Annotated in this window: 18 protein-coding genes; 4 read left to right on the forward strand and 14 right to left on the reverse strand. The window is 69.8% G+C overall.

Going from position 1 to position 19730, the window contains the following annotated elements; all coding sequences use genetic code 11:
- Positions 1-98: 98 nt before the first annotated feature.
- Positions 99-1355: a DNA sulfur modification protein DndB gene (locus ACN268_RS27360; RefSeq protein WP_421485805.1), complete on the forward strand. Its 1257-nt coding sequence runs from the start codon at positions 99-101 to the stop codon at positions 1353-1355.
- A gap of 98 nt (positions 1356-1453) precedes the next feature.
- On the opposite strand, the gene ACN268_RS27365 is transcribed toward ACN268_RS27360, so the two are convergent.
- Positions 1454-2377 (reverse strand): phosphotransferase enzyme family protein, encoded by a 924-nt coding sequence (locus ACN268_RS27365; protein ID WP_421485807.1) that lies wholly within the window; start codon positions 2375-2377, stop codon positions 1454-1456.
- Positions 2374-3870: a helix-turn-helix domain-containing protein gene (locus ACN268_RS27370; protein ID WP_421485809.1), complete on the reverse strand. Its 1497-nt coding sequence runs from the start codon at positions 3868-3870 to the stop codon at positions 2374-2376. The genes ACN268_RS27365 and ACN268_RS27370 overlap by 4 nt, the downstream gene beginning before the upstream one ends.
- Positions 3871-4329: 459 nt before the next feature.
- On the opposite strand from ACN268_RS27370, the gene ACN268_RS27375 reads away from it, so the two are divergent.
- From ACN268_RS27375 to ACN268_RS27385, 3 genes are read left to right on the forward strand one after another with little or no spacing between them, the layout of a single operon-like run.
- A complete protein-coding gene (locus ACN268_RS27375) occupies positions 4330-4608 on the forward strand; it encodes a hypothetical protein (protein ID WP_421485811.1) in 279 nt (92 codons plus the stop codon).
- Positions 4605-5351, forward strand: coding sequence for an FAD-binding oxidoreductase (locus tag ACN268_RS27380; protein WP_421485813.1), 747 nt, complete (start codon positions 4605-4607; stop codon positions 5349-5351). The genes ACN268_RS27375 and ACN268_RS27380 overlap by 4 nt, the downstream gene beginning before the upstream one ends.
- Positions 5352-5375: 24 nt before the next feature.
- The gene (locus ACN268_RS27385) at positions 5376-6380 is read left to right on the forward strand and encodes a trypsin-like serine peptidase (protein ID WP_421485815.1); all 1005 of its coding nucleotides are present in this window, start codon (positions 5376-5378) and stop codon (positions 6378-6380) included.
- 184 nt (positions 6381-6564) lie between these two features.
- On the opposite strand, the gene ACN268_RS27390 is transcribed toward ACN268_RS27385, so the two are convergent.
- The 12 genes from ACN268_RS27390 to ACN268_RS27445 all read right to left on the reverse strand — a co-directional run bounded on the left by ACN268_RS27390 (position 6565) and on the right by ACN268_RS27445 (position 19564).
- A complete protein-coding gene (locus ACN268_RS27390; protein ID WP_421485817.1) occupies positions 6565-6729 on the reverse strand; it encodes a hypothetical protein in 165 nt (54 codons plus the stop codon).
- Positions 6730-7058: 329 nt separating this feature from the next.
- Positions 7059-8141, reverse strand: a complete 1083-nt coding sequence (darG, locus tag ACN268_RS27395; RefSeq protein WP_421485818.1) for a type II toxin-antitoxin system antitoxin DNA ADP-ribosyl glycohydrolase DarG — start codon at positions 8139-8141, stop codon at positions 7059-7061.
- Positions 8138-8824 carry a type II toxin-antitoxin system toxin DNA ADP-ribosyl transferase DarT gene (gene darT / locus ACN268_RS27400; RefSeq protein WP_421485820.1) on the reverse strand — a complete coding sequence of 229 codons (687 nt, stop codon included), beginning with the start codon at positions 8822-8824 and terminating at the stop codon, positions 8138-8140. Before darT ends, darG begins: the two co-directional genes overlap by 4 nt.
- 2 nt (positions 8825-8826) lie before the next feature.
- Positions 8827-10407 carry a restriction endonuclease gene (locus ACN268_RS27405; RefSeq protein WP_421485822.1) on the reverse strand — a complete coding sequence of 527 codons (1581 nt, stop codon included), beginning with the start codon at positions 10405-10407 and terminating at the stop codon, positions 8827-8829.
- Positions 10408-10700: 293 nt separating this feature from the next.
- Positions 10701-12068: a hypothetical protein gene (locus ACN268_RS27410; RefSeq protein WP_421485824.1), complete on the reverse strand. Its 1368-nt coding sequence runs from the start codon at positions 12066-12068 to the stop codon at positions 10701-10703.
- A gap of 3 nt (positions 12069-12071) precedes the next feature.
- The gene (locus tag ACN268_RS27415; RefSeq protein WP_421485826.1) at positions 12072-13328 is read right to left on the reverse strand and encodes an OmpA family protein; all 1257 of its coding nucleotides are present in this window, start codon (positions 13326-13328) and stop codon (positions 12072-12074) included.
- A complete protein-coding gene (locus ACN268_RS27420) occupies positions 13325-14149 on the reverse strand; it encodes a hypothetical protein (protein WP_421485828.1) in 825 nt (274 codons plus the stop codon). Before ACN268_RS27420 ends, ACN268_RS27415 begins: the two co-directional genes overlap by 4 nt.
- The gene (locus tag ACN268_RS27425; RefSeq protein ID WP_421485830.1) at positions 14146-16509 is read right to left on the reverse strand and encodes a hypothetical protein; all 2364 of its coding nucleotides are present in this window, start codon (positions 16507-16509) and stop codon (positions 14146-14148) included. The genes ACN268_RS27420 and ACN268_RS27425 overlap by 4 nt, the downstream gene beginning before the upstream one ends.
- On the reverse strand, positions 16506-17324 hold the full coding sequence (locus ACN268_RS27430; RefSeq protein WP_421485832.1) for a hypothetical protein: 819 nt from the start codon (positions 17322-17324) through the stop codon (positions 16506-16508). The genes ACN268_RS27425 and ACN268_RS27430 overlap by 4 nt, the downstream gene beginning before the upstream one ends.
- 84 nt (positions 17325-17408) lie before the next feature.
- Positions 17409-18113, reverse strand: coding sequence for a Crp/Fnr family transcriptional regulator (locus ACN268_RS27435; RefSeq protein WP_421485834.1), 705 nt, complete (start codon positions 18111-18113; stop codon positions 17409-17411).
- A 42-nt stretch (positions 18114-18155) separates the two neighbouring features.
- Entirely contained in the window at positions 18156-18737 is a 582-nt protein-coding gene (locus ACN268_RS27440; protein WP_421485836.1) for a Pycsar system effector family protein, read from the reverse strand.
- Between the two features lie 74 nt (positions 18738-18811).
- Positions 18812-19564 carry a Crp/Fnr family transcriptional regulator gene (locus ACN268_RS27445; protein ID WP_421485838.1) on the reverse strand — a complete coding sequence of 251 codons (753 nt, stop codon included), beginning with the start codon at positions 19562-19564 and terminating at the stop codon, positions 18812-18814.
- Positions 19565-19730 lie beyond the last annotated feature (166 nt).

The following is a 19730-nucleotide window of genomic DNA, read 5'->3' on the forward strand; positions in this document are numbered from 1 at the left end:
AATTTTCCGAATGATGGTGCTGTTGAGTGCGGTGAGATTCCCGCGCAGCCCCACTGAGTTTGAATCCGCAAGGGTGAAGAGGATGGAGTGAGGCGCTGATGTTTTTCGCTGAGATGGGTCTTACTCAGCATGATTCATTGACTGCCGCCCAGCAGGCAGCGAGTGAGGCAGCCTCGGCATCTGGTGGCCGTTCTTTCACCTGTGTCGTATTCCAGCAAGGTGGACGCCTCATGCTCACCACTGCCTTTTCGAACGCTTTCCTCATCAATCATGTTGTGGCTGAACCTGCTGCCAAGGGTGGCAATCCCCGTATGGCAACGAATCGTCCCATGGATACGACGCACGTTCGGGCTATCAGCAAATACCTCGTTGAGAATGAGCGGAACTACATCCTTCCGCCCGTGACTCTGAATGTTCGTTCGGTACCTGCGATTCACGTGCCGCGTGGAAATTTCGCCACGACGGTCGGATTCGTTGTCATCGGCGACGAAACGACGTTCTCGGTCACTGATGGGCAACATCGCCTGGCTGCTATCGGCAGGGCGAGGGATTTGCTCAGTGATCCTGATTCGACATTTATGGGTGACAGTGTTTCTGTGGTCATCGTTGTTGAGCCGGACCTTGCCCGGATTCATCAGGATTTCGCCGACGCGGCGCAGACGAAGCAAATCCCGGCCAGTCTTCTGGCGGCATTTAACACCAGGGAGCCGCTCAACCGGGTGCTCACTAAGATCGTAGATGGTTCCACCTTGTTCCGGTCCCGCATCGATGAGACCTCGAAGAGTCTGTCGAAGAACTCACCAGCGGTCTTCCTGCTCAATCAGGTTCGCGGTATGGTCAAGGAGTTGTTGTTCCGGGATTACGCGCTCAGCGAGTCTAGTATCCCTGCGCGGAGCAACCAGGTGATCGGCACGACGGAGCAGCAGGATGCCTTTGTTGAGCGCACGCTCTCGATGATGGAAATCCTGACGACGCACATGACGCCGTGGCGGGCCATCGCAGAACTACCTACCTCCGGTGGGCCTGCTAATCAGGTTGTCGACTATCGGAAGCACTACATCAACATGACCGCCACCGGGCTCGTGATTATCGGCCATGTCGCATACGAGATTGAGAAGAACCCAGATCCGGGCTGGCGTACTGATCAATACCTTCGGCTTGCCACGAAGATCGATTGGCGGCGCGACGCCGAAATTTGGCAAGGCGCGATTATTTCAGGTGACAAGATCAGCACCACTCGGGCGCCAGGGCGCCTAGCGGCGAAAAGAGTCATGGCTGCTATTGGGTTGCCTGCCGCCGACGTCGTCGATGGTGCGCCACAAGGGATGGAGCCACTCCTGCGCGTTGAGATGTGAATTCGGCTGCCAGTTGAAGGCTCAGTGGGGCGGCTGATAGTCCACCATAAAGAAATCTGGGATTCTTCACGCGCCAAGCTCTCAGCAGCAGCCCCTGCTTAACGGGGGCTGCTGCTGCCTGGAGTGGCCAAGCCAGCGAAGGGCTTCCAGCGTTTCCCGTGGCTGCCCTCTCGAATTGATCGGAGACGTTCATCGAACTCGGCAGAGACCTCTGCTGAGGTCGCTAGGAGGGGTGCGGCGGCCACGATCATCTTCAACTCGCGTGCCTCCCGCAGCAAGGGCCACAAAGGGTCAGAGGTCACGTCCTGGCCGTAGGTAGCTGCCAACGCGTCCTGTGCTCCCGTGCCGCCGAACCGCTGCTCGCCCACCGCGACGCCTGCCAGATCAACCTGCCGAGGGCCAACGCAGGTGGCGTCGAAATCACACATCACTACCCGGTCGGATGGCTCTCGGAGCAGGTTGCTGACGTGGGCGTCCCCGTGGATGAGCCCCTGTTGCGTGCGCTGGTTCAGAGCGTCGATCTGTGGCTCTAGGCGGTCACACCACTGCATCAGGAAGTCACGGTCGCTCCCATCAAGGCCGTCGGCGTCGGCCAGTCGTTTGCGCGCGTCAGCTACCGGGTCCCAGGTGGGGAGCGGAAACGGTGGCAGGCCGAGAGAGTGGAACTCCCGCAGGACATGGCCGAGGTCCTCCACCGTCGGAGTGGGTGATCCGCCGGGGAGGTACCCCCAGACGGATGCGGCCAGGGTGCCGACCTCGACGGGCTGCTCGACGCCCGGCGCTAGGCGGATGGTCGGCGCGTCGATGTCGGCGAACCAGCGTCCGAGTCGGACGACCTTGGCCACTCGGTCACGGAGTCGGTGAGTACGCGCGATCCGAATGACGATGCCCGACGTCGGTAGGGCGAAGACAGCGTTGTTGGTCAACCGCAGCAACTGCGCGTCCTCCGAGGGAAAGCCCAGGCTGGCCGCGACGTCTCGCATCGCCTCCGTCATTGCCTGTTCGGAGAACCGCCCGCTCATACGGCTGCCGCAGCACGGGCGGTGAGGGCACGCTCGAACGCGGCCACTTCTGATAGCTCCCGATGGCGCACCAGATCGCGGCGCAGGTTGACGACCCGATCGAGCACCCGTCGGGAACTGATCCCGCGCGACTGTTCCATCACCCGGGCACCCACGGCGAGGGCTCGCTCCGGCTCGTCGGCGAGGAACAACGCACTGCACAGGCCGACTTCGTTCAGGACCGTGCTGCGTACATTGGCCGTGCCGAAGGATGCGATGGCGGCCTCGACCCAGCGCACCGCCTCGGGCGCATGTCTGCTGTCCTGCCGCGCCCTGTCCCGGTAGACGCGGCCGTACTGGGCGAGCAGTTCGCCCCGGTCGTAAAACCCCATGGAGTCCGGCTCGCGCTCCTGGCTGATGCGGTCGAACTGATCGCTCGCCTTGCCCAAGGTCATTACTGCGGTTCGGTGGTCGCCGAGGGCAGCGGACGAGGCCGCTTCGGCGCCCCAGAGGAGGGCCTTGACCGCCGGGGTGGCCTGCGCTCCGAGCTGGGCGTGTGCGAGCTGAAGCGTCGCCAGGGCGTCCCGGTTGTGTCGCAGGTGTTGAAGCTGCTTGGCCTGTGCATAGCGGATCATCGCGGCCAAGGATGCATCGCCGGAGGTGAGTGCCGCCCGTTCGCCGGCGATGAAGTGCCGTTGGGCGTCGTCGTGTCTGCCCGCGTCGAAGGCCGTCCAGCCGGCCAACTGGCGAGCTGCGGCGACCGCAGCCACCAGACGCGGGGTCAGCCCGGCCGGGTGCCTCCAGTCGAGCATGCGGTAGACCGACTCGGCGAAGCGGGCGACCTCCCGGTACAGCAGGCCGCCTCCGCTCTCGCGGTCCACCGATCGGTAGAGAGTCAGCACGGCGTTCAGGCGTGTGACATCCGCAGCTCCGATGCGCCGGGGTGGGACGAGGTTCGTGCTCCCGATCAGGCCGGCTCCCGCAGCTACGGCGGCGATGGCAGCCAACAGCGCTCGCCTGCCCTCGTCCGGTCCCGGGGATGGTGGCTCGTCTGTGACGGCAACACCCGTCATGTGGTTCCGGCCGATCGGGGTGAACCACAGGTAGGCCCCGGGGATACCGAATAGCTGCGCCCAGTGCGCCATCCGGTCCAGATGTACCAGTGGCGGGCCGTTCTCCACCCGGCTCAACTGAGCCTGGGTGATCCCCATCCATCCCGCCACCACGGTCTGGGGCAGTGGGTTCCGTCCGTGGTACGGATGGCACCGGTACGCCCTGATCACCTGCCCGAGGTGCCGTTCAGCCAGCGCCTGTCGTACCGGTGGATGCTCCCAGAAGGACGCCGGCACCGTTGGAGGGATGCTCAACCGGTCGCGCTCGGCGGCATGGCAGGGCGCGCACCGCCCGCTGTCGTTGTCGCGGGCCAGCCGTCCGCCGCACCTGGGGCAGTTGGTGTGTGTCACCGGCAACCTCGCCAATCGCGGTCGGCTGAACCCGAAGTCGAGCGTATCCATTCAACCCGCTCCGTGCGGGATCGGTATACGCAGCGCGCATATCGAGGACGTTCACGCTTCTCGGTCCACGGGGTGCATCGAGCGCCGGAAGGAGTCGACAGCGGTCAGCGGTCGGACGTCATTTCGTCGCCGGGGCGTAGGAGATCGTTGGTTCGGTCTGACTGAGTAATCGGCTGGATGTCGAGCACGCATGGCGTTCACGATCATCCAGGCATAGCCGGCTACGGAGCTGCGACCAGGGTTGATGCATGGCCCGGGGCGGGTGCCGGGCTCCGGGGTGTGTCGACCCGAACGACGCGACCTCGTCCCCGCCCGCCCCGGCGCCCGTCACCCTCCCGCCGACGTACAGGGGCCGCAGACACCATGAACACCGCCGCAACAGACCTCTCCGCCCCCGTAACCGACGAACAGGGGAGAGAGCACACTCCGCACCCGCGTGCGCAGGTCACAACCGGGGGCGTGACCCCGGAGGAGATCGTCCACCGCTGGTTGCGGCTGGTGACGGCGGACGCGGAACTGTCGCCGTACCTCGTCGGGGTGGATCTGGCTCGGCTGGCCGCGCACCTGACGGCGAGCGTGACCGCCGCGCTCGCCGGGGAGTCGGCGGACGCCTGGGGTGGGCTCGGCCTGTCCGAGGAGCAGCATCGGCGCATCGGTGACTATCTGATCGGGGTGTGCTGGGCGGCGGACCTGCCTGAGGGGCGGATCGCCCAGGTGCGTCGGGCGGTGGCCCGATGAGCGCGGCCGGTGATGGCGTGCCGGCCACGGTGACCGGTCACGACCGGCCGTGTCCCGGCGTCGCCATCCTGACCGTCCGCCCCCGGGTGCGGCTGCCGCACCGCCCCGGCCAGGCCGTTCCCGTCGAGACCCCACGGCACCCCGGTCGGTGGCGGTGGTACTGCCCGGCCAACGCACCCCGCACCGACGGCACCGTCGAGCTGCACGTCCGCGCCGTGGCCGCCGGCACCGTCTCAGGCAGTCTCGTTCACGAGGTACGCCCCGGCGAGATGCTGCGCCTCGGCCCGCCCCGCGACCTCGGCCTGCACCTGCGCGACGGCGACCTGCTGCTGGTGGCCGGTGGCACCGGGCTGGCCCCGCTGCGTGCCCTGGTCGAGCAGGTTGCCGCCGCTCCCGACGGCCGCCGGGTCACGCTGGTCGTCGGCGCACGCACCTTCGTCGAGCTGTACGACGCCATCGCCCTCGACAAGCTCCAGTGCGCCCACGGCTGGCTGACCATCGTGCCCGCGTTCTCCCACGACCCGCACGCGGACCCGGCCGAGCGGGGTGACGCACTCACGGTCGCCCTCGACCACCTGCGCCCCGACCAGCAGGTCTACGTCTGCGGGCCGCCTCCGATGCTGGCGGGCTCGCGGCTGCGGCTGCTCGCCGCGGGCGTGCCCGCCGACCGTATCCACCTTCCGCACGGGTTCCGGCGTCAGACCATGGAGCGGGAGGGGAAGTCTCCGCAAACGGCTTCCTGACATTCCGGTCCTACGTTCCCCGTCATGACATCGAAGCCAACCCCCGGTCTGCGTCGTCGCGTCGGCGTCGCGGGAGCGGTCACCGCGCTCGTGACGACGACTCTGACCGGGATCGCCCAGCAGCCCGCCACCGCCACGCCCGGCCCGGTCGCCACCCACGCCGTGGCCGTCACCGCCGCCGAGCGGCAGGCGGTGCTGGCGTACTGGACGCCGCAGCGGATCGCGGCTCTGCAGACCCCGTCGGCGCAGGTGCCGCCCGTGGCGAAGCCCGACGGCGCACCCTGGACCCGGACGGACGCCGTGTCGCGTACCGTCGGCAGGCTCTTCTTCACCGACCACGGCGAGGACACCAGCTGCACGGCGACCGTGCTGGACAGCGCCAACCGCAGCACCGTGGTGACCGCCGCGCACTGCGTGAACAACACCGACCTCCTCGGCGAGGACAACCAGTGGTCGCGCAACGTGCTGTTCGTCCCCGGCTACACCGACGGCCGGGCCCCGTACGGCAGGTTCGTCGGCCGGCTGTCGGTGGTCGCCCCGACGTGGCTGCTCAACGACCAGATCGAGAGCCTGTACGACTCGTACGACCAGGCGTTCGTGGTGCTCCACCCGGACGGTGACGGACGCCGGGTACAGGACGCCGTCGGCGCGGCCCAGCGGATCGGCTACGACGTGCCGGGCGCCCGGGTGGTGCACCAGTTCGGTTACCCCCGGGCCAGTTCCGACGAGGCCCGCGAGGGGCTGCCCGAGTACACCGGTGAACGCCTCGCCTACTGCACCGGCCGGGCGGTGGAGCAGCAGTCCACCGAGGACTGGCCGGAGCCGCCCGGCCAGTGGGGCACCGCGTGCGTGATGGGCGGCGGCTCCAGCGGCGGCCCACGTTTCGTGAGCTTCGACCGGCACACCGGGTTCGGCACCGTCGTCGGCGACAACTCCCACGGCTACATCCCGGGGAAGCGCTACCTTGTGGGGCCGCAGTTCAGCACGACGATCACCCGCCCACTCTTCGAGCGGGCACAACACAGCTGATCCGGGCGGAGCGTGGGCTCCCTGCCGTAGTTTCGCCACCGATCAGGCCCTGTTGCTGGCTGCGGCGACCAGTGCCAGCATCTGTCCGGCAAGACCGAGGGTGACGGACGAGCCGGGGTGTGGGCGCTGTCGTCGTGGTCGAGGACGACGGCGCCCGCCTCCCGCGCGATAGCGGTGCCGCCTGTCATGTCCCACGGACGGTTGGACAGGTGAGCGCCGCGTCGATCCGGCCTTCGGCCAGCCAGGCCAGGTCCAGCGCGGCCGTGCCGACCATCCGGACCCGCTGCACCGTCTCGGCCAGGCGTGCCGTCAGGGCGAGGCGGAGCTCGTTCTTGGCGATGGCGTCCAATCCGACGGCGAGTCGCCTATAGCCACGACTGCATCGCTCAACCGGGTCGTGTCGCTGACCCGGATGGGTTTTCCGTCGACCGTCGCGCCGATGCCCTGCCCTGGACCCCGTCTTCCTCGCCGAGGAAGCCGATCTCGGGAGTGGCGTTGTAGAAAGGCGCAGACCTTCGTAGTCGAGTTGCGACGCGAAATCCGGCTCACCCTTGGCGGTGAGGGGGCCGGGGGAGCGGTGTCGCACCATCTCGGCTGCCCGTGCCACTGCCTCCTCCGCCACCGGAAGATGGTCGGGCGAGATCTGCGAACGCGACGACCAGCCGGACCTGAAGCCGGTCAGGCCGACGACGCGGCCAGGTGGGGTAGCAGGCTGGCGGACTGTAAACGCTCGTATGCGGTGGTGACGTGCGCCGGGGTGAACAGGCGTGCCTTCCGCCCGCTCCATGCCTGGACACGTTCGATCAATTCGTCGAGGTCGCTGGTCGGAGGCTCCACCTCGCCGGCGAAGTGCACCGTGGCGAGCAGTTCGAGGCTGTACGGAGACTCGAACCCGTCCACCAGCGCAGCGATGCGGTCGAGTGCTTCCGGCATCCGGTGGCCGGCAGCGAACCATGCGGAAACGGCCTCGCTGGTTCCGTCGGTTAGGTGGATGGGACGCAACTCCTCGACGCGGGAGGATCTGTCGCCGAAGCCGACCAGGTAGTGGCCTTCGAGTCGATCAAGAACGTGGTTGAGGTTCTCCGCGTACGGCCCGTATCGGCCCCGGGTGAAGGACAGGCGCAGCGGCTCGCCGAAGACCTGGAGGAAGTAGGCGAGTTTCTGGATTTCCAGGTTGGTGATGCCGTCCCGGGGCTCCAGCGCACGGGCGCGGTCGAGATAGCGTTCGATGGCCCGCAGCAGGGTGGCGCGTCCTGCGGTCAGCGCCGGCTTGGAGGTGGCGACCGGCATGTCCGCCGGCTCGGGAGCGCCCTCCGGAGGGAACACCAGCACCAGGACGTCGGGCAGTGCGGCGAACGCCTGCTCGATCATCGGTCGGACCACGTCCCAGTCGAGCCCACCGTTGCCGCAGCCGAGCGCCGGTAGCGCCACCGAGCCGATCCGCTGTTCCCGGACGACCCGGACGAGATCAGTGAGGCCGGATTGGATGTCGGACAGCCTGGATCTGGCCTTCCAGTGCCCCTTCGTGGGGAAGTTGATCACATAGCGGCGGGTGCCGAGTAGGCCGGAATCGAACACGAACATTCTGCCCAACTGGACATCTTTCGCCGCACAGGCGGCCCGGTAGGCCGTGTAGTTGGCAGGGAAGGCGCGTTTGAACTGGAGGGCGATCCCCTTGCCCATGACGCCCACCGTGTTGACGGTGTTTACCAGGGCCTCGGCGTCGGCGGTGAGCAGGTTGCCATGGCTGACGACGATCATTCGCATACCTCCCTCCGGGTGTAGCCGTAGTACCAGCCTGGTCTGACAACGACGTACGGGTTGATGATGCCAGCAGAACTGAGGAGCCGCCTCAGCTGTGTCTCCCGAGCCTTCGTCCGTACGGCATAGCCGACGAGCAACTCCAGCGGGAACTCCCGGTGTACCAGCAACTCGGCCATCCGCCGTCGCATCCGGTCCTGGTCCTCCGGAATGTTGTTCCAGGAGATCTCCCGCATCAGCGGCCAGTCGACCATGGAGACAAGATCGTCAAGGCTCCCGGAGAAGCGGGTGAGCACGGAGGCGCAGTTGCCGTCGCTGACCACCCACGGCAGCCCTGCCCGGTGTACGCGGTCGACCGAGCTCACCAGGTATACCAGTGGGTCGTCACCGTCCGGATACAGTCCGGTCTTGCCGGCCTGGTGATCCTTCGCGATCCGGTACATCATCGGCGAACGGGGTGCGAAGTAGAACGGCACGTAGTCGGCGACGAACCCGCCGGGTGCGCACGTGACCAGCCTGGATCGTCGGCTGGCCTTGATGTCCACCGACCCCACTTCGGTCACCAGATGTCCGCCCACGGCGCTGTCCGCGATGAGTCTCCCCACTTCCAGGATCACCGGCAGGTTGTCAAGGTGGGTGAAATGCATGATCAAGGCTTGTCCGGGCGGACGCTGCATGTCCATGCTCAGTCCAGATCGCTGGGGTCGATCCGGGCCGTCACCCCCGCATGTTCGCCGAGCAGATAGAGCAGGTTGGAGCCGTCGATCAATTCCAGCGGCTTACCCGAGGCGAACTCGTACGAGGCCGGTCCGTAGCCGCTGGTGGTGACAAGAATGCCCTTCGACGCGCCCTCGTTCTGCAGGGTGCCGAAGAGGTCCCGTACGGCGGACACGTCGACCGTGTTGCGGTAGCGCTTGGCCTGGATGACGACCTTGCCCCCGAAGATGGGGCGCGGGTCGAAGGCGACGCAGTCCACGCCACCGTCCCGTGACGGTCGGGTCTGCTTGGTGTCCAGGCCCATCTTGGCGAAGAGGTTCTGGATCAGACTCTCGAACTCGCTCGGGGTCAGCCTGAGCAGATTGGGCCGCTGGTCCAGGTCGGCCAACACGTCGACCTCGTCGATGAACCGCTTGTCGACCATGTCGAACTCCAGCACCGGCCGGACCGGTGCCAGCTCGGCGGGCCGTTTCGACACCGAGGCGTTGAGATGCGTCAGGCAGGCGAGCGGTTCGACCAGGCGCAGGTTGAGCGCGGTGAAGGTCTCGCGGGTGGTCCGCAGCGTCACCAGGCACGGCTGGACGGACGCGCCTGTCCGAGGATCGGTCGTGTCGACGATGCCGTTGAACACCACCGTGTCGACGAGCTTGGACCGGTCGGCCTCGAACAACTCGTGCACCGTCCGCAAGGTGACCCGTGCGACGAGGACGGCGTACCGCTCCTTGATCTCCTTGCTGGGCCGCGCGGCGGTGGTGATCTCGTCACGGGCCTTGACGTACCGATACTCGCGTACGGCAGGGATCACATCGAGCGTTGGCAGGTGGTACTCCACCACCAACTGGCGGGATTCCGGAACGTAGGCCAGCCGATAGTGCTGCGGAAAGTCGTCCGGGTACACGGAGTTACCCAGCACCATGCCGAAGTAGTCGACCACCGCAGCCGGCTCGGCTGCGGCGACGGCCGCCGCGAAGCGGTCGATCTCCGCGTTGTGCGCGTTCACCTCCGCGTCGACCTTGGCGCACTTCTGGAGATAGCGCTGGTGGGCGGCAGCCAGCTTCCGCTGACGTTCGGCCTCGGCGGCGCCGTGTTCCGCCTGTGCCTGCCCGAATGCCTGTTGAGCTGCGGCGAACTGCTGCTGGTACTTGGCCTGGCCGCCGAACATCTTGCCCAGGAAGCCGGGCGGGGCCGGTACGAACCGCTGCCAGTCGGGTGGTGTCAGCGGTACCCCGAGGTTGCCCGGCTTGAACGGGGCGTGCTCAGCCGACTTACGCAGCCGGCGGAAGTCGATGTGGTCGTCGACGTCGAGGGTTGCGGCCAGGAGATTGTCCAGTTCGTCGAGGTGCGCCTGGAGCCCGGAGTTGTCGGCGGCCACCTCGGCCATCCGTGCCTCGACGTACAGCCGCTTGCGCTCGCGCTCGTTGGCGACGGCGGTGCGCTGCGCGGCTTTCAGCGCGCGTTCGGCGTCTCGGCGAAGTTGCTGGTGGTGCCGGTGTGCGGCAGCTTGCGCCTGCTTCTGGGCGCGCACCTGTCGTGCGTGCGCCCGCTGCATCTCCTGAAGGATGCCCACGTGAGTCCTATGTGTTGCGAGGGATGACGGAGCCGACACCATAGCCAGCAAGCGACTGATCGGACACCCTGCGCATCCGCGGCCAGGCGCGCGGGAGCGTCAGATGACTGTTTGCTCCCGGCTTGGCGGCCAGTACGGTCCGATGACCGACAGGAGTCACCGGCGTGCGGTGACCGTGGTGGATGCCCTTCCACCGCACAACCGCCCAGGCCGTGACCCGCTCCGATCCGCAGGGGCCGGTGGGGTGAACCCACCGGCCCTCAACGGAACCGCCGTCAGTGCCGGACCGTGGCCGGGCCCCCATCGGTCGGGTCCGGCCACTGGTCGACGGTCGCGGCGTCGAGTTGCGCGTTGAGCTGCTCGGTCAGCGCCGTCTGCTCCGCGCTGAGCACCTCGGGTCGGTGCCGGTCGAGCAGGTCCTGCATCACCCGCAGCGTCTCCAGCCGCAGCGACGGGCCGGTCAGCCCCACGAACAGGGCGCGGGCCGACGCGTCGGTGTCCGTGGAGGTGACGAAACCGGGGGCGACCATGCCGGTGAGCCCGTGCCGGGCCCGCCCCTCGGCGATCTCGGTCCACGCGTCGGTGACGTGCCGCCAGACGCCGGTCACCGCGTCCTCCACCGCCAGGTGCAGTTCCTGCCAGGCCTTCTCGTGCCCGGCGAGCTGCTTCTCCGACCTGGCCTTGAGCCGGTCGTAGCGTCGCGTGACCTTCCGCTGGCGGCGGCCCGCCCGCATCGCCCGGTCGGCGGCGGGGTTGTGTGCGGCGGCCTTGAACGCGATGGCCGCCGCGCTGAGCAGCACCAGCAGGCCGACCAGCGGCCACTGGAGGTCAGTGTTGAGCAGGTGGCTCCCGCGCAGCCAGGCCCACACCGCCAGCACCCCGACCACCAGCGTGGCGAAGCTCACCGGCAGTACCCAGCTCGGCCAGGGCAGCTCGTCCGGCTGCCGCTCCTCGTCCTCCGGACGCCACATCACGAAGACCCGGCGGAGCAGGATCCGCCACCCCAACTGCCGCCGCCAGCGTCGCCGTTCGGCCCTGGCCCGGTGTCGGAACAGCGGCACGCCGAGCCAGTAGCCGGCCAGGGTCAACGCCATGAAGATTCCCACGCCCGGCAGGAACGACACCCAGTACTCCACGGACCGGACGTCGTCGGGGGCGTCGATGGCGTCGCGGAACGACCCGGCGAAGAAGACCGTGTCGTAGAGCGCGCTGATCAGGACCACCGCCCAGACGAACGCCTGATGCTGCCAGTACGGACGGTGCCGGCGGTCCTCGACGCCGTCGGTGGCGTGTTCCCGCTGGACCTGCCGGTCCTGGCGGGCCGCCGCACCGAGTTCCCGCTTGGCGAGCAGCCCCTCCAGCTCGTGCAGCCCCACCTTCGCCCGGTGCCAGGCGTCGACCATCCGGTCACCCGCCGTCTTCAACCGGCTGTGGTACGCGGTCAGCGACTCCTCGGCGTCGGCCTTGGCCTGGACCAGGCGGGCCGACTCGGTGTGCGACAACTGGTCCGGCCGGTACGGCTCCGGCGTGGCGACCGGCTCGGCGAGGCGGGTCGCGCCGAGGGTCAACAGTGGGGGGCACTGGACTGACTGGTAGCGGCGGCCGTTGCCACCGTCCTCGTGGCGTACGTGATTGTCGGTCATCGCTCATCCGCTCTCTGTGCTGATCACGATCTCGACCCTTCGGTTGCGCTGAAGGCAGTCCTCGTCCCAGGCGCCGCCGGGCCGCTGCTCGGTCAGGCAGATCCGGCCGGTCTCCCCGGCGCCCCTGGTGACCGGCGTGGGTAGCCCCAGGCCGTTCAGGACCACCCCGACCGCCGCGGCCCGGCGTTCGGACAGGTCCTGGTTGTGGCGGTCGCCGCCGCGCGAGTCGGTGTAGCCGATGACCTCGACCCGGGTGACCCGCGCCGTGCCGATCTCCTTCCTGATCTGCCCGAGCCGGGCGATACCGGCCTGCCCCACCTCGTCGGAGTCGGTGGCGAACAGCGCGGCCGACGGCACCGGCCAGACGGTGCCCTCGGGCTCCGGCAGCGGCGGTCCCCCCTCGGGACGGAAACTGACAGGTGGGTCGGTGGGCGGCTGGCCGGCCCCGCCCCCGCCTCCGCCGGACCGCACGGCCACCGGGGCGGTGGAGACCTCGCAGGACGCCGCCTGGGCCGCCGCGCAGAGCCGCCGCCAGTACTGCCGGAGCCAGGCCAACTGCCCGGTCTCCGGAATCGGCTGGCCCTCGGCGGGGTGCCCCACCCCGAGCATCACCAGGTGGTTACCGGCCAGCTCGGCGGGCCATCCGGTACGGGCCGGGCAGTCCCGGACGGCGGCCTCGATCAGCGCCGCCCCGCCGGCCGGGGCCCGGCTGAGGTCGGTGCAGCCGACGGTGCCCAACCCGTCCGTGGCGATCACCACCGTCCGGCGCGCCTCGCCGGCGGGGGCGGTCTGCCCACCGGCGACACCCAGCGCGCCCAGGATGTCCGTGCCGGTGGTGCGGGCCGGCGTCCGCGCCGCCTCGCTCGCCGACCTGCGCAGGCAGAACTTGGTCTTCTCGCGTTCCAGCCGCTGGTTGTTGGTCCGTTTGCTGGTGGGTGCGGTCGCCCTGTCGCGTACCGCCCAGGCGACGGTGGAGGCCGAGCCGTCGAAGGTGCCGATGGAGACCACCTCCTCACGGTCGACGGCGGCGGCCACCTGGGCCTCCACCTCCGCCGCCCAGTCCGGTGCCGACCCGGTTCCCCGGGTGGACGCCGAGACGTCCAGCAGCACGGCCGTGCGACCGACCCCGGTCGGTGCCGGACCTGCGACAGCGGCGCACGTGTCCTGCGGACCGTCACCCTTGCCGCATCCGGCGGCGGTACCGAACGCCGCCACGGTGACCGCCGCCAGGGCGATCCGGCCGAACCGGTCGGGCTTCATGATCCGGCCCCGGAGTCGACCGCCGCGATCGGGAACCCGCCCTCGTCGAGGTGCATCTGCCGGCGCAGCGTCTGTAGGGCCGCGTCGTAGGCGCTGGCGAACTCGTAGAGGCCGATGTTCTCGTGGTCCTTGCTGGCCTGACGCAGCACGTCGACCAGTTGCACCGCACCGGCGCGCCGGTGGTTGACCAGGTTGGTGACGATGGCCGAGACGGTCGGATCGGCGAGCTGCGCGGCGTACGCCACCATCGCGTCGTGGCCGAGGGTGTCGAACAGCTGCTGCCAGCGTCGCGCCACCTGCTCGAACCGGTCGGCGCGCAGCAGGGCCAGCGTGGTGTTCGCCTCGACGTCGAGTTTGCGCTGCTCGAACGGCAACAGATGGTCACGGACCCGGGGGTCGGGCAGCACCCGCACCTTGGCCCGGCACCGCACCATGCCGGCGGCACCCCGGTAGCACCACTGCGGGGTGAGCGCCTCCTGGATCGCCTGCTCCGCCTCCACCGACTGGTACGGCGAGAAGTGTCGCGCCACCTCCCAGATCCGCTCCCGGACGGTGTCCCGGGCGCTGGCGGTGAACTCGTCGGCCTCGGCGACGAGGTCGTGGTAGGGCAGGAAGGCCGACCACACCAGGGTGGTGTGCACCTGGAACTCGTAGACGTCACCCTGGCAGAGCGCGGTCAGCAGGGTGCTGTCGTCGGTCGGCTGGTAGGTGATCTCCTCGTCCCTGGTGACCTGCCCGCGTGGGGTGCCACGGAACCAGTCGACCAGCCGACGCCACAGACTGCGCCGGCCGACCGTACGGCCGGATGTCGGGATGCTCACGGGTTACCTCCTACGGTGGGCGGTGCCGGATCGGTGGTGCCGCCGGCGGCGATGACGGGCGGGGTGAGCAGGCGGCGGGCGGTGGCCGACTGCCGGGACCAGTCGCGCAGGTAGAAGCGGCTGCGTCCGACCAGCCGGCCGACGAACACCGCGGAGAACAGGGCGACCAGCCGGTCGGCCAGCCGGTCGGCCGGCACCGGGTCCTCGTCCACCGGCTCCTCGTCGCCCAGTAGCAGCCAGGCGTGCAGCAGCTTCCAGGCGCGGGGAGCGGTGGTGGGGTCGCTGAGCGCGCCCCGCCACAGCCCGGCCAGTTCCGTCGGGTCGGGGGTGAAGCCCTCGACGGCGGTCAGCAGCAGCGGCCAACCCTCGTGCGGGGCCTGACCGGCGAGCTGTCCCCCCAGCAGGGTCATGCCCCGGGCGGCGTGGACCCGCAGCCGGTGCAGGTCCGCGCCGTTCCAGTCGACCAGCGCACGCCAGGTTTCCTCGGGGGCGACGGGGTAGAGATTCGTCAGCGCCCGCGCGACCGAGGCGCTGCCGTTGAGGTCGTCCCGGCTGGCCAGGGTACGCAGCTCCCGCAGCGTGTCGGCGGGGGCGAGGCGGCCGATGCGGGTGCCGTAGACGCGGGCGGCGGTGTCGTGCAGCCTCGGGTTGGCGCTGCGTACCCAGCCGAGCACCCGCCCCTGGATGCGGGCGACGAGCCGGTCGTCGTGCGCCGCGATCTCCAGCGCCAAGGCGGCGGCCTGCCGGCCGGTGCCCCGTTCGTCGGCCGCCCACTGCCGGAGCATGCCGTTGCAGACCTCGTCGAAGTCGTACGTGGCGAGCCAACCGGTGATCCGGGCCGCCCGCCACCGGACCTCGTCGCGGCGGGTGAAGACCAGCTCCTCCAGCCAGACCAGCAGGGGCAACCGGACGCCGTCGAAGTCGTGCCACACCACGTCGAGGACGTCGAAGAGCAGGCGGAAGTCGGTGAGCCGGGCCCGGCGGGGCTGTTCGCCGGTCTCGGCCGCGGCCAGCGGGGACTCACCGCCCCAGGCGTGCAGCATCTGGTCGACGCCGCCGTCGAACACCACCCGGGGCAGCCGGTCGGTGCCGGTCTCCACCGCCTGAAGGATTCCCAGCAGCAGCTCGCTGGCGTCGAAGACGTCGGCCAACGGAAGACTGTGCAGGGCCACGTAGGCGATCTGGAACGCCTGCCGACGCGGGGCCGCCTGCGGGTCCTCGGTCGCCTTCTCCGCGCTGTCCTGCTTGAGCAGCCGGGCGACCACGTCGCGGCGACGGCGACGCAGCCCGCCCAGAGCGACGCCCAGCTCCTCGTCGGCCCCGCTCCAGCCGGCCAGCGCCTGGGCGAGTTCCACGATCTGCCGGGGGCGGGGGTGCGCGGCCAGTTCGGCGGCGATCCCGTCGTGCGCCACGCACCGGTCGACGAACTCCTTCCAGCAGTCGCCGATGCACTCGGCGCAGGTGTCGGCGCAGCCCCGCTGCCGCAGCAGCAGGCGTCCCAGGTGCCGGCGGAGCACGTTCTCCGGCGGAGGCGACGTGTAGTCGACGGTGTGCTGGACGAGGGTCGGGTCGGCGGTGTCGCCGTGCCCGTCGAGGATCACCACGTAGGCCGAGGCGGTGCGGGCGAGCAACGCGAAGGCGCGCAGGGTGCCGCTCGTCACCGCCTCGCTGGCCGGCAGTTCCAGCACCGTGCCGTGCTCGGGGAGCAGCAGCCCCTCCTGCCCCGCGAGCTGGGGGAGGGTCACCTCGGGGTCCTCGATGCCGACCACCCGGTCGAGGCCGACGACGTGCCGCAGCATCATCTCGGCGGTGGTGCGCCGGCCGGTGCCGACCCGGCCGCGCAGGACGACGACCCGCTTGTCCCGCAGGAGTTCGAGGGCGTCGCCGAAGCCGTCGACGGCCACCCAGGTGTGCTCCAACTCCAGCAGCTCGGCCTCGGTGCGCTGGGAACGCAGGATGGTGACCTGACGCCCGTCGGGGAGCTGGATGTTGATGAGCACGGCGTGGTCGCCGTAGACGGTCTGCCCGACGTTGGAGAACGCCGGGTCGGGCCCGGCGGCCCCTCGTGGCGGGTCGTCGGCGTGACGCCAGCTCTTGTCCTTGCCCCCGGAGTCACCCGGGTCCGGCTTCGCGCCGGGTGCGCGAAGCTCGTCGATCCGGTCGAGGCGGTTGCCCCGCCCGGGGGTGGGCGGCTCCGCAGCGGTGGGGCGGTCCGCGCCGGGCTGCTCCGCCGGGGCCTCCGGGGAGGCGCCACCGGTGTCGGGTGGCGAACTCCCCTCCGCGACGGGGGCGTCCTGGGCGCCGTTGCTGGCCGACGCGGTGTTCTCCTCGTCGCCGGTGGGCGGCGTGTCGGTGGTCATGCCGATCCCCCTCCCTTGCTGATCGGGCCGTAGTTGGTCACGGTCGCGTGGTCGCCGTAGACGGTCTGGCCCAGGTTGTCGCCCTGTTGGCGGGCGTCGTGGGTGCGGTGGGTGTCGGCGGCCTGCCGGGCGCGGCGGGCCACGTCCCGGGGGTCGCCGGCCGGCGCGGGCGCGGGCCGCTCCCGGGTCGGCGACGCCTGGGGCTCGTCGACCGCCGCGCTGACCGCTGGCGGCGGCTGGGACGGCAGGTGGAGCCAGGCGTGGGCCCGGAACGTCTTGTCGGGCACCACCGCGCGGACGGACCTGAACATCCACGGCTCCATGCCGAGGGCGTTGGCCGGTACGACCCGGCGGTAGACCGCGTCGGAGACGACGGCCACCACCGGCGCGCCCGGCACGGCGACCGACGCTTCCCGGCTGGCACCGCAGTCGCGCAGCCGGGCCGCGTCGACGATCGCGTCGCCGCCGCGGGGCACGCCGGCGGTGTCGACGCTCACGTCTCCGCTGTCGATGCCGACGCGCAGCCGGAGCAGGTGGTCGGGGTGCTTGTTGCGGTTGTGGCCGAGGATCTCCTGCCGCAGTTGGGGCAGGAAACCGGCGAGCACCCAGGCGATCGGCACGCCGGCGGGGATGAGGATGAGCTCCCCGTCGCCGCGTTCCCGTCGGATCCAGCTCCCCGGGTAGGGGCACCGGTGCTCGATCCGGTCGATTATCTGCTCCACGGCGGTCGCCAGATCGGACTGACGCGGGTATCCACCCTCGCTGGAATTGACGATGTCCGACGAGACGACGGTCCAGTGTCGTGGAAGTTCCATGGCTATTGCCGTCCTTTTCCGCTGAAGGGGTGGGTCGTTTTCGACTCTGCGGCGGGAATTGCGAAACCGGCTAGTTGATCTACATCAGGTGATGGGGTCAGCCGCCGAATCGGCGAACCGTCCCAACCCGACCTCGTCGACGATCACGATCGAGCCGTGCCGGGTCACCAGCAGGCCCAGGTGCGCCAACCGGCGCAACGCCCGGTGCACCGAGATCTGCGACGCGCCGACCAGTTGGGCCAGCTCCCGTTGGGTGGTGGTGGCGACCAGTTCGTCGTCCACGAGCACCGTCAGGTCGGCCAGTACGGCGGCGACCCGGGTGGTCGTGTCGTACGACTCGGCGACGGTCCGCTTGTCGGCGGCCCGGAGCCGATCGGCCAGCAACCTGGCGAAGGACCGGTGCGCCGTCGGATGCCGCCGCAGGTAGTCGTCGAACGCCTCGGCCGGGATGCGGCGGACCACCACCGGCCCGACGGCGACCACCGAGGCCGACCGGGGACCGTCGTCGAGGTAGGACAGCTCACCGACCAGGTCACCGGCGAAGCGCTGCGCGATCCCCCGTGGCCCCCGTCGGCTGCCCTCGACCATGATCCGGGCCTGTCCGGTGGTCAGCAGCAACAGGTGCCGCCCCCGGTCACCCTGCCGCAACAGGGTGTGCGCGGACGGGAACTCCTGCCGCCCGCCGATCCGCAGCAGGGCGGCCCGGTCGGCATCGGACAACCGGCCGGCGAAACTCGTCCGCGACCACCAGGTGGGCGTCTTGTTCGGGTCCTCGGTGTGGGAAGCCACCGGTCTCTCCTCTCCTCGGTCGGTCAGGTGTCGACGGGTCGGTCAGAGCAGCGCCAGCGCGACCAGGGCGGCGGCGAGCGTGACGAGCACCGTGCCGGCCCGGACCCAGCGGTACTTGGTCATCACCAGCCGGCTGAGCCAGCAGAGCTGCGAGATCAGGCCGGGCATGGTGTCCTGCGCGGCCCGCTCGACGTACCGGCGGACCAGTGCCGGGTCGCGCAGCCGGTGCACGTGCCCGAAGTAGGCGACCTGCCGTACCTCGGCGGCGCCCGCCGTCCTCGGAAGCAACGCCATGGCCAGGGCGAACAGGGCCGCCGCGGCGCAGGCGCAACCCGACCACCAGGCCCAGGCCGCCGCACCGGTCAGCTGCCCCGGCGACCAGCGGGTGCCGGTCAGCACGGTCAGCATCGCCAGCACGACGCCACCGGACATGGTCAGCCACTGTGACGCCTTCGCGTCCGCCCGCCGCAGCTCGTCGCGGGCCTCGGCGATCAACCGCTCCGTCAGCCGCAGCGCCGCCTGCTGGTCCCCCGCCCGGCCGTAACGGTCGATGCCCCCGCCCGGGGCGGTGCGGACCCGTCGGTGCGCGACGTGGTGGTTGGGGACACGGGCTGCTCGGTACATGGGACTCCTCGGAACCGCAGGGTTGCCGTCCCGATCAGGGTCCCGGAGTCGGGTCCTCCGCTCGATGTCGTGCCCTACGGCTCCAATGTCGACATCGACACAGAACCGGCCAGGGACCGGAGCAGTTCCGGCTGCACCACCACGATGCGTCGCCGTCGGGTGAGCAGCACCTGTCGGTGCCGCAGCACTCGCAGCGTCCGGGCCACCACCTCCCGGGACACCCCGACGGAGGCGGCGAGGTCCTGCTGGGTCAGCGGCAGGTCGAGGGCGGTCCCTTCCGGGGTGGCGACACCGTGCCGGTCCAGGAGTTCCACCAGCAGGACGATCAGCCGGTGGTCGCCGTTGCTGGACCCGTACTCGACCCGTCGGCCGTCGGCCTCGCGCAGGCTGGAGGCCAGGTGGCGCAGCAGCGACAGGGCGACCTCGGGGTTGTCGGCCAGACAGCGGTGCAGCCGTTCGGCGGTCAGCACCACGGCCCGGATCGGCGAGAGCCCGGTGACGGTCGCCAGTCGGGGACGTCCGTCCACGGCGGACAGCTCACCGAGGATGTCGCCGGGCCCCCGGATGGCCAGCAGGGCCTCCCAGCCCTGGCGCGAGATGGAGGTGACCTTGACCCAGCCCTCCTCGATCAGCACCACGTGCCGGGACGGGTCGCCCTGGTGGAAGAGCGTGGCGCCGGCGGGGTACTCGTGCCGGGTGCCGGCCTGGGCCAGGGCGTGGCGCGCCTGTGGCGAGAGGTCGCCGATGAAACTGCCGACCGGTGGGGAATGGACGGGAACTGCGGCCGGGTCGCCGCTGGCAGAGTCGCTCCGGGAACGGGATGTCATGGGGAACGCACTCCTCTACGTGAATCGCGTGCTCCGCCTCGCCCGTCGACGTTGAATCGGGCAGTCCCGTGCACAGGACGCGGTGCGTGGTTCGGATCCCTGGGCGGAAGAACGGGAAGGCGTCCTTTCTATCGTTGCCGTCAATGGCCTGTGATCCGCCGAATGG

The sequence above is a fragment of the Micromonospora sp. WMMD735 genome, from assembly GCF_049178995.1.
Classification (GTDB): domain Bacteria; phylum Actinomycetota; class Actinomycetes; order Mycobacteriales; family Micromonosporaceae; genus Micromonospora; species Micromonospora wenchangensis.

Bases quoted from the DNA above. Each gene is read 5' to 3' on its own strand.
- ACN268_RS27360 (WP_421485805.1), top strand. From the start codon at position 99: ATGTTTTTCGCTGAGATGGGTCTTACTCAGCATGATTCATTGACTGCC.
- ACN268_RS27365 (WP_421485807.1), bottom strand. From the start codon at position 2,377: ATGAGCGGGCGGTTCTCCGAACAGGCAATGACGGAGGCGATGCGAGAC.
- ACN268_RS27370 (WP_421485809.1), bottom strand. From the start codon at position 3,870: ATGGATACGCTCGACTTCGGGTTCAGCCGACCGCGATTGGCGAGGTTG.
- ACN268_RS27380 (WP_421485813.1), top strand. From the start codon at position 4,605: ATGAGCGCGGCCGGTGATGGCGTGCCGGCCACGGTGACCGGTCACGAC.
- ACN268_RS27385 (WP_421485815.1), top strand. From the start codon at position 5,376: ATGACATCGAAGCCAACCCCCGGTCTGCGTCGTCGCGTCGGCGTCGCG.
- darG (WP_421485818.1), bottom strand. From the start codon at position 8,141: ATGATCGTCGTCAGCCATGGCAACCTGCTCACCGCCGACGCCGAGGCC.
- darT (WP_421485820.1), bottom strand. From the start codon at position 8,824: ATGGACATGCAGCGTCCGCCCGGACAAGCCTTGATCATGCATTTCACC.
- ACN268_RS27405 (WP_421485822.1), bottom strand. From the start codon at position 10,407: ATGCAGCGGGCGCACGCACGACAGGTGCGCGCCCAGAAGCAGGCGCAA.
- ACN268_RS27410 (WP_421485824.1), bottom strand. From the start codon at position 12,068: ATGACCGACAATCACGTACGCCACGAGGACGGTGGCAACGGCCGCCGC.
- ACN268_RS27415 (WP_421485826.1), bottom strand. From the start codon at position 13,328: ATGAAGCCCGACCGGTTCGGCCGGATCGCCCTGGCGGCGGTCACCGTG.
- ACN268_RS27425 (WP_421485830.1), bottom strand. From the start codon at position 16,509: ATGACCACCGACACGCCGCCCACCGGCGACGAGGAGAACACCGCGTCG.
- ACN268_RS27430 (WP_421485832.1), bottom strand. From the start codon at position 17,324: ATGGAACTTCCACGACACTGGACCGTCGTCTCGTCGGACATCGTCAAT.
- ACN268_RS27440 (WP_421485836.1), bottom strand. From the start codon at position 18,737: ATGTACCGAGCAGCCCGTGTCCCCAACCACCACGTCGCGCACCGACGG.
- ACN268_RS27445 (WP_421485838.1), bottom strand. From the start codon at position 19,564: ATGACATCCCGTTCCCGGAGCGACTCTGCCAGCGGCGACCCGGCCGCA.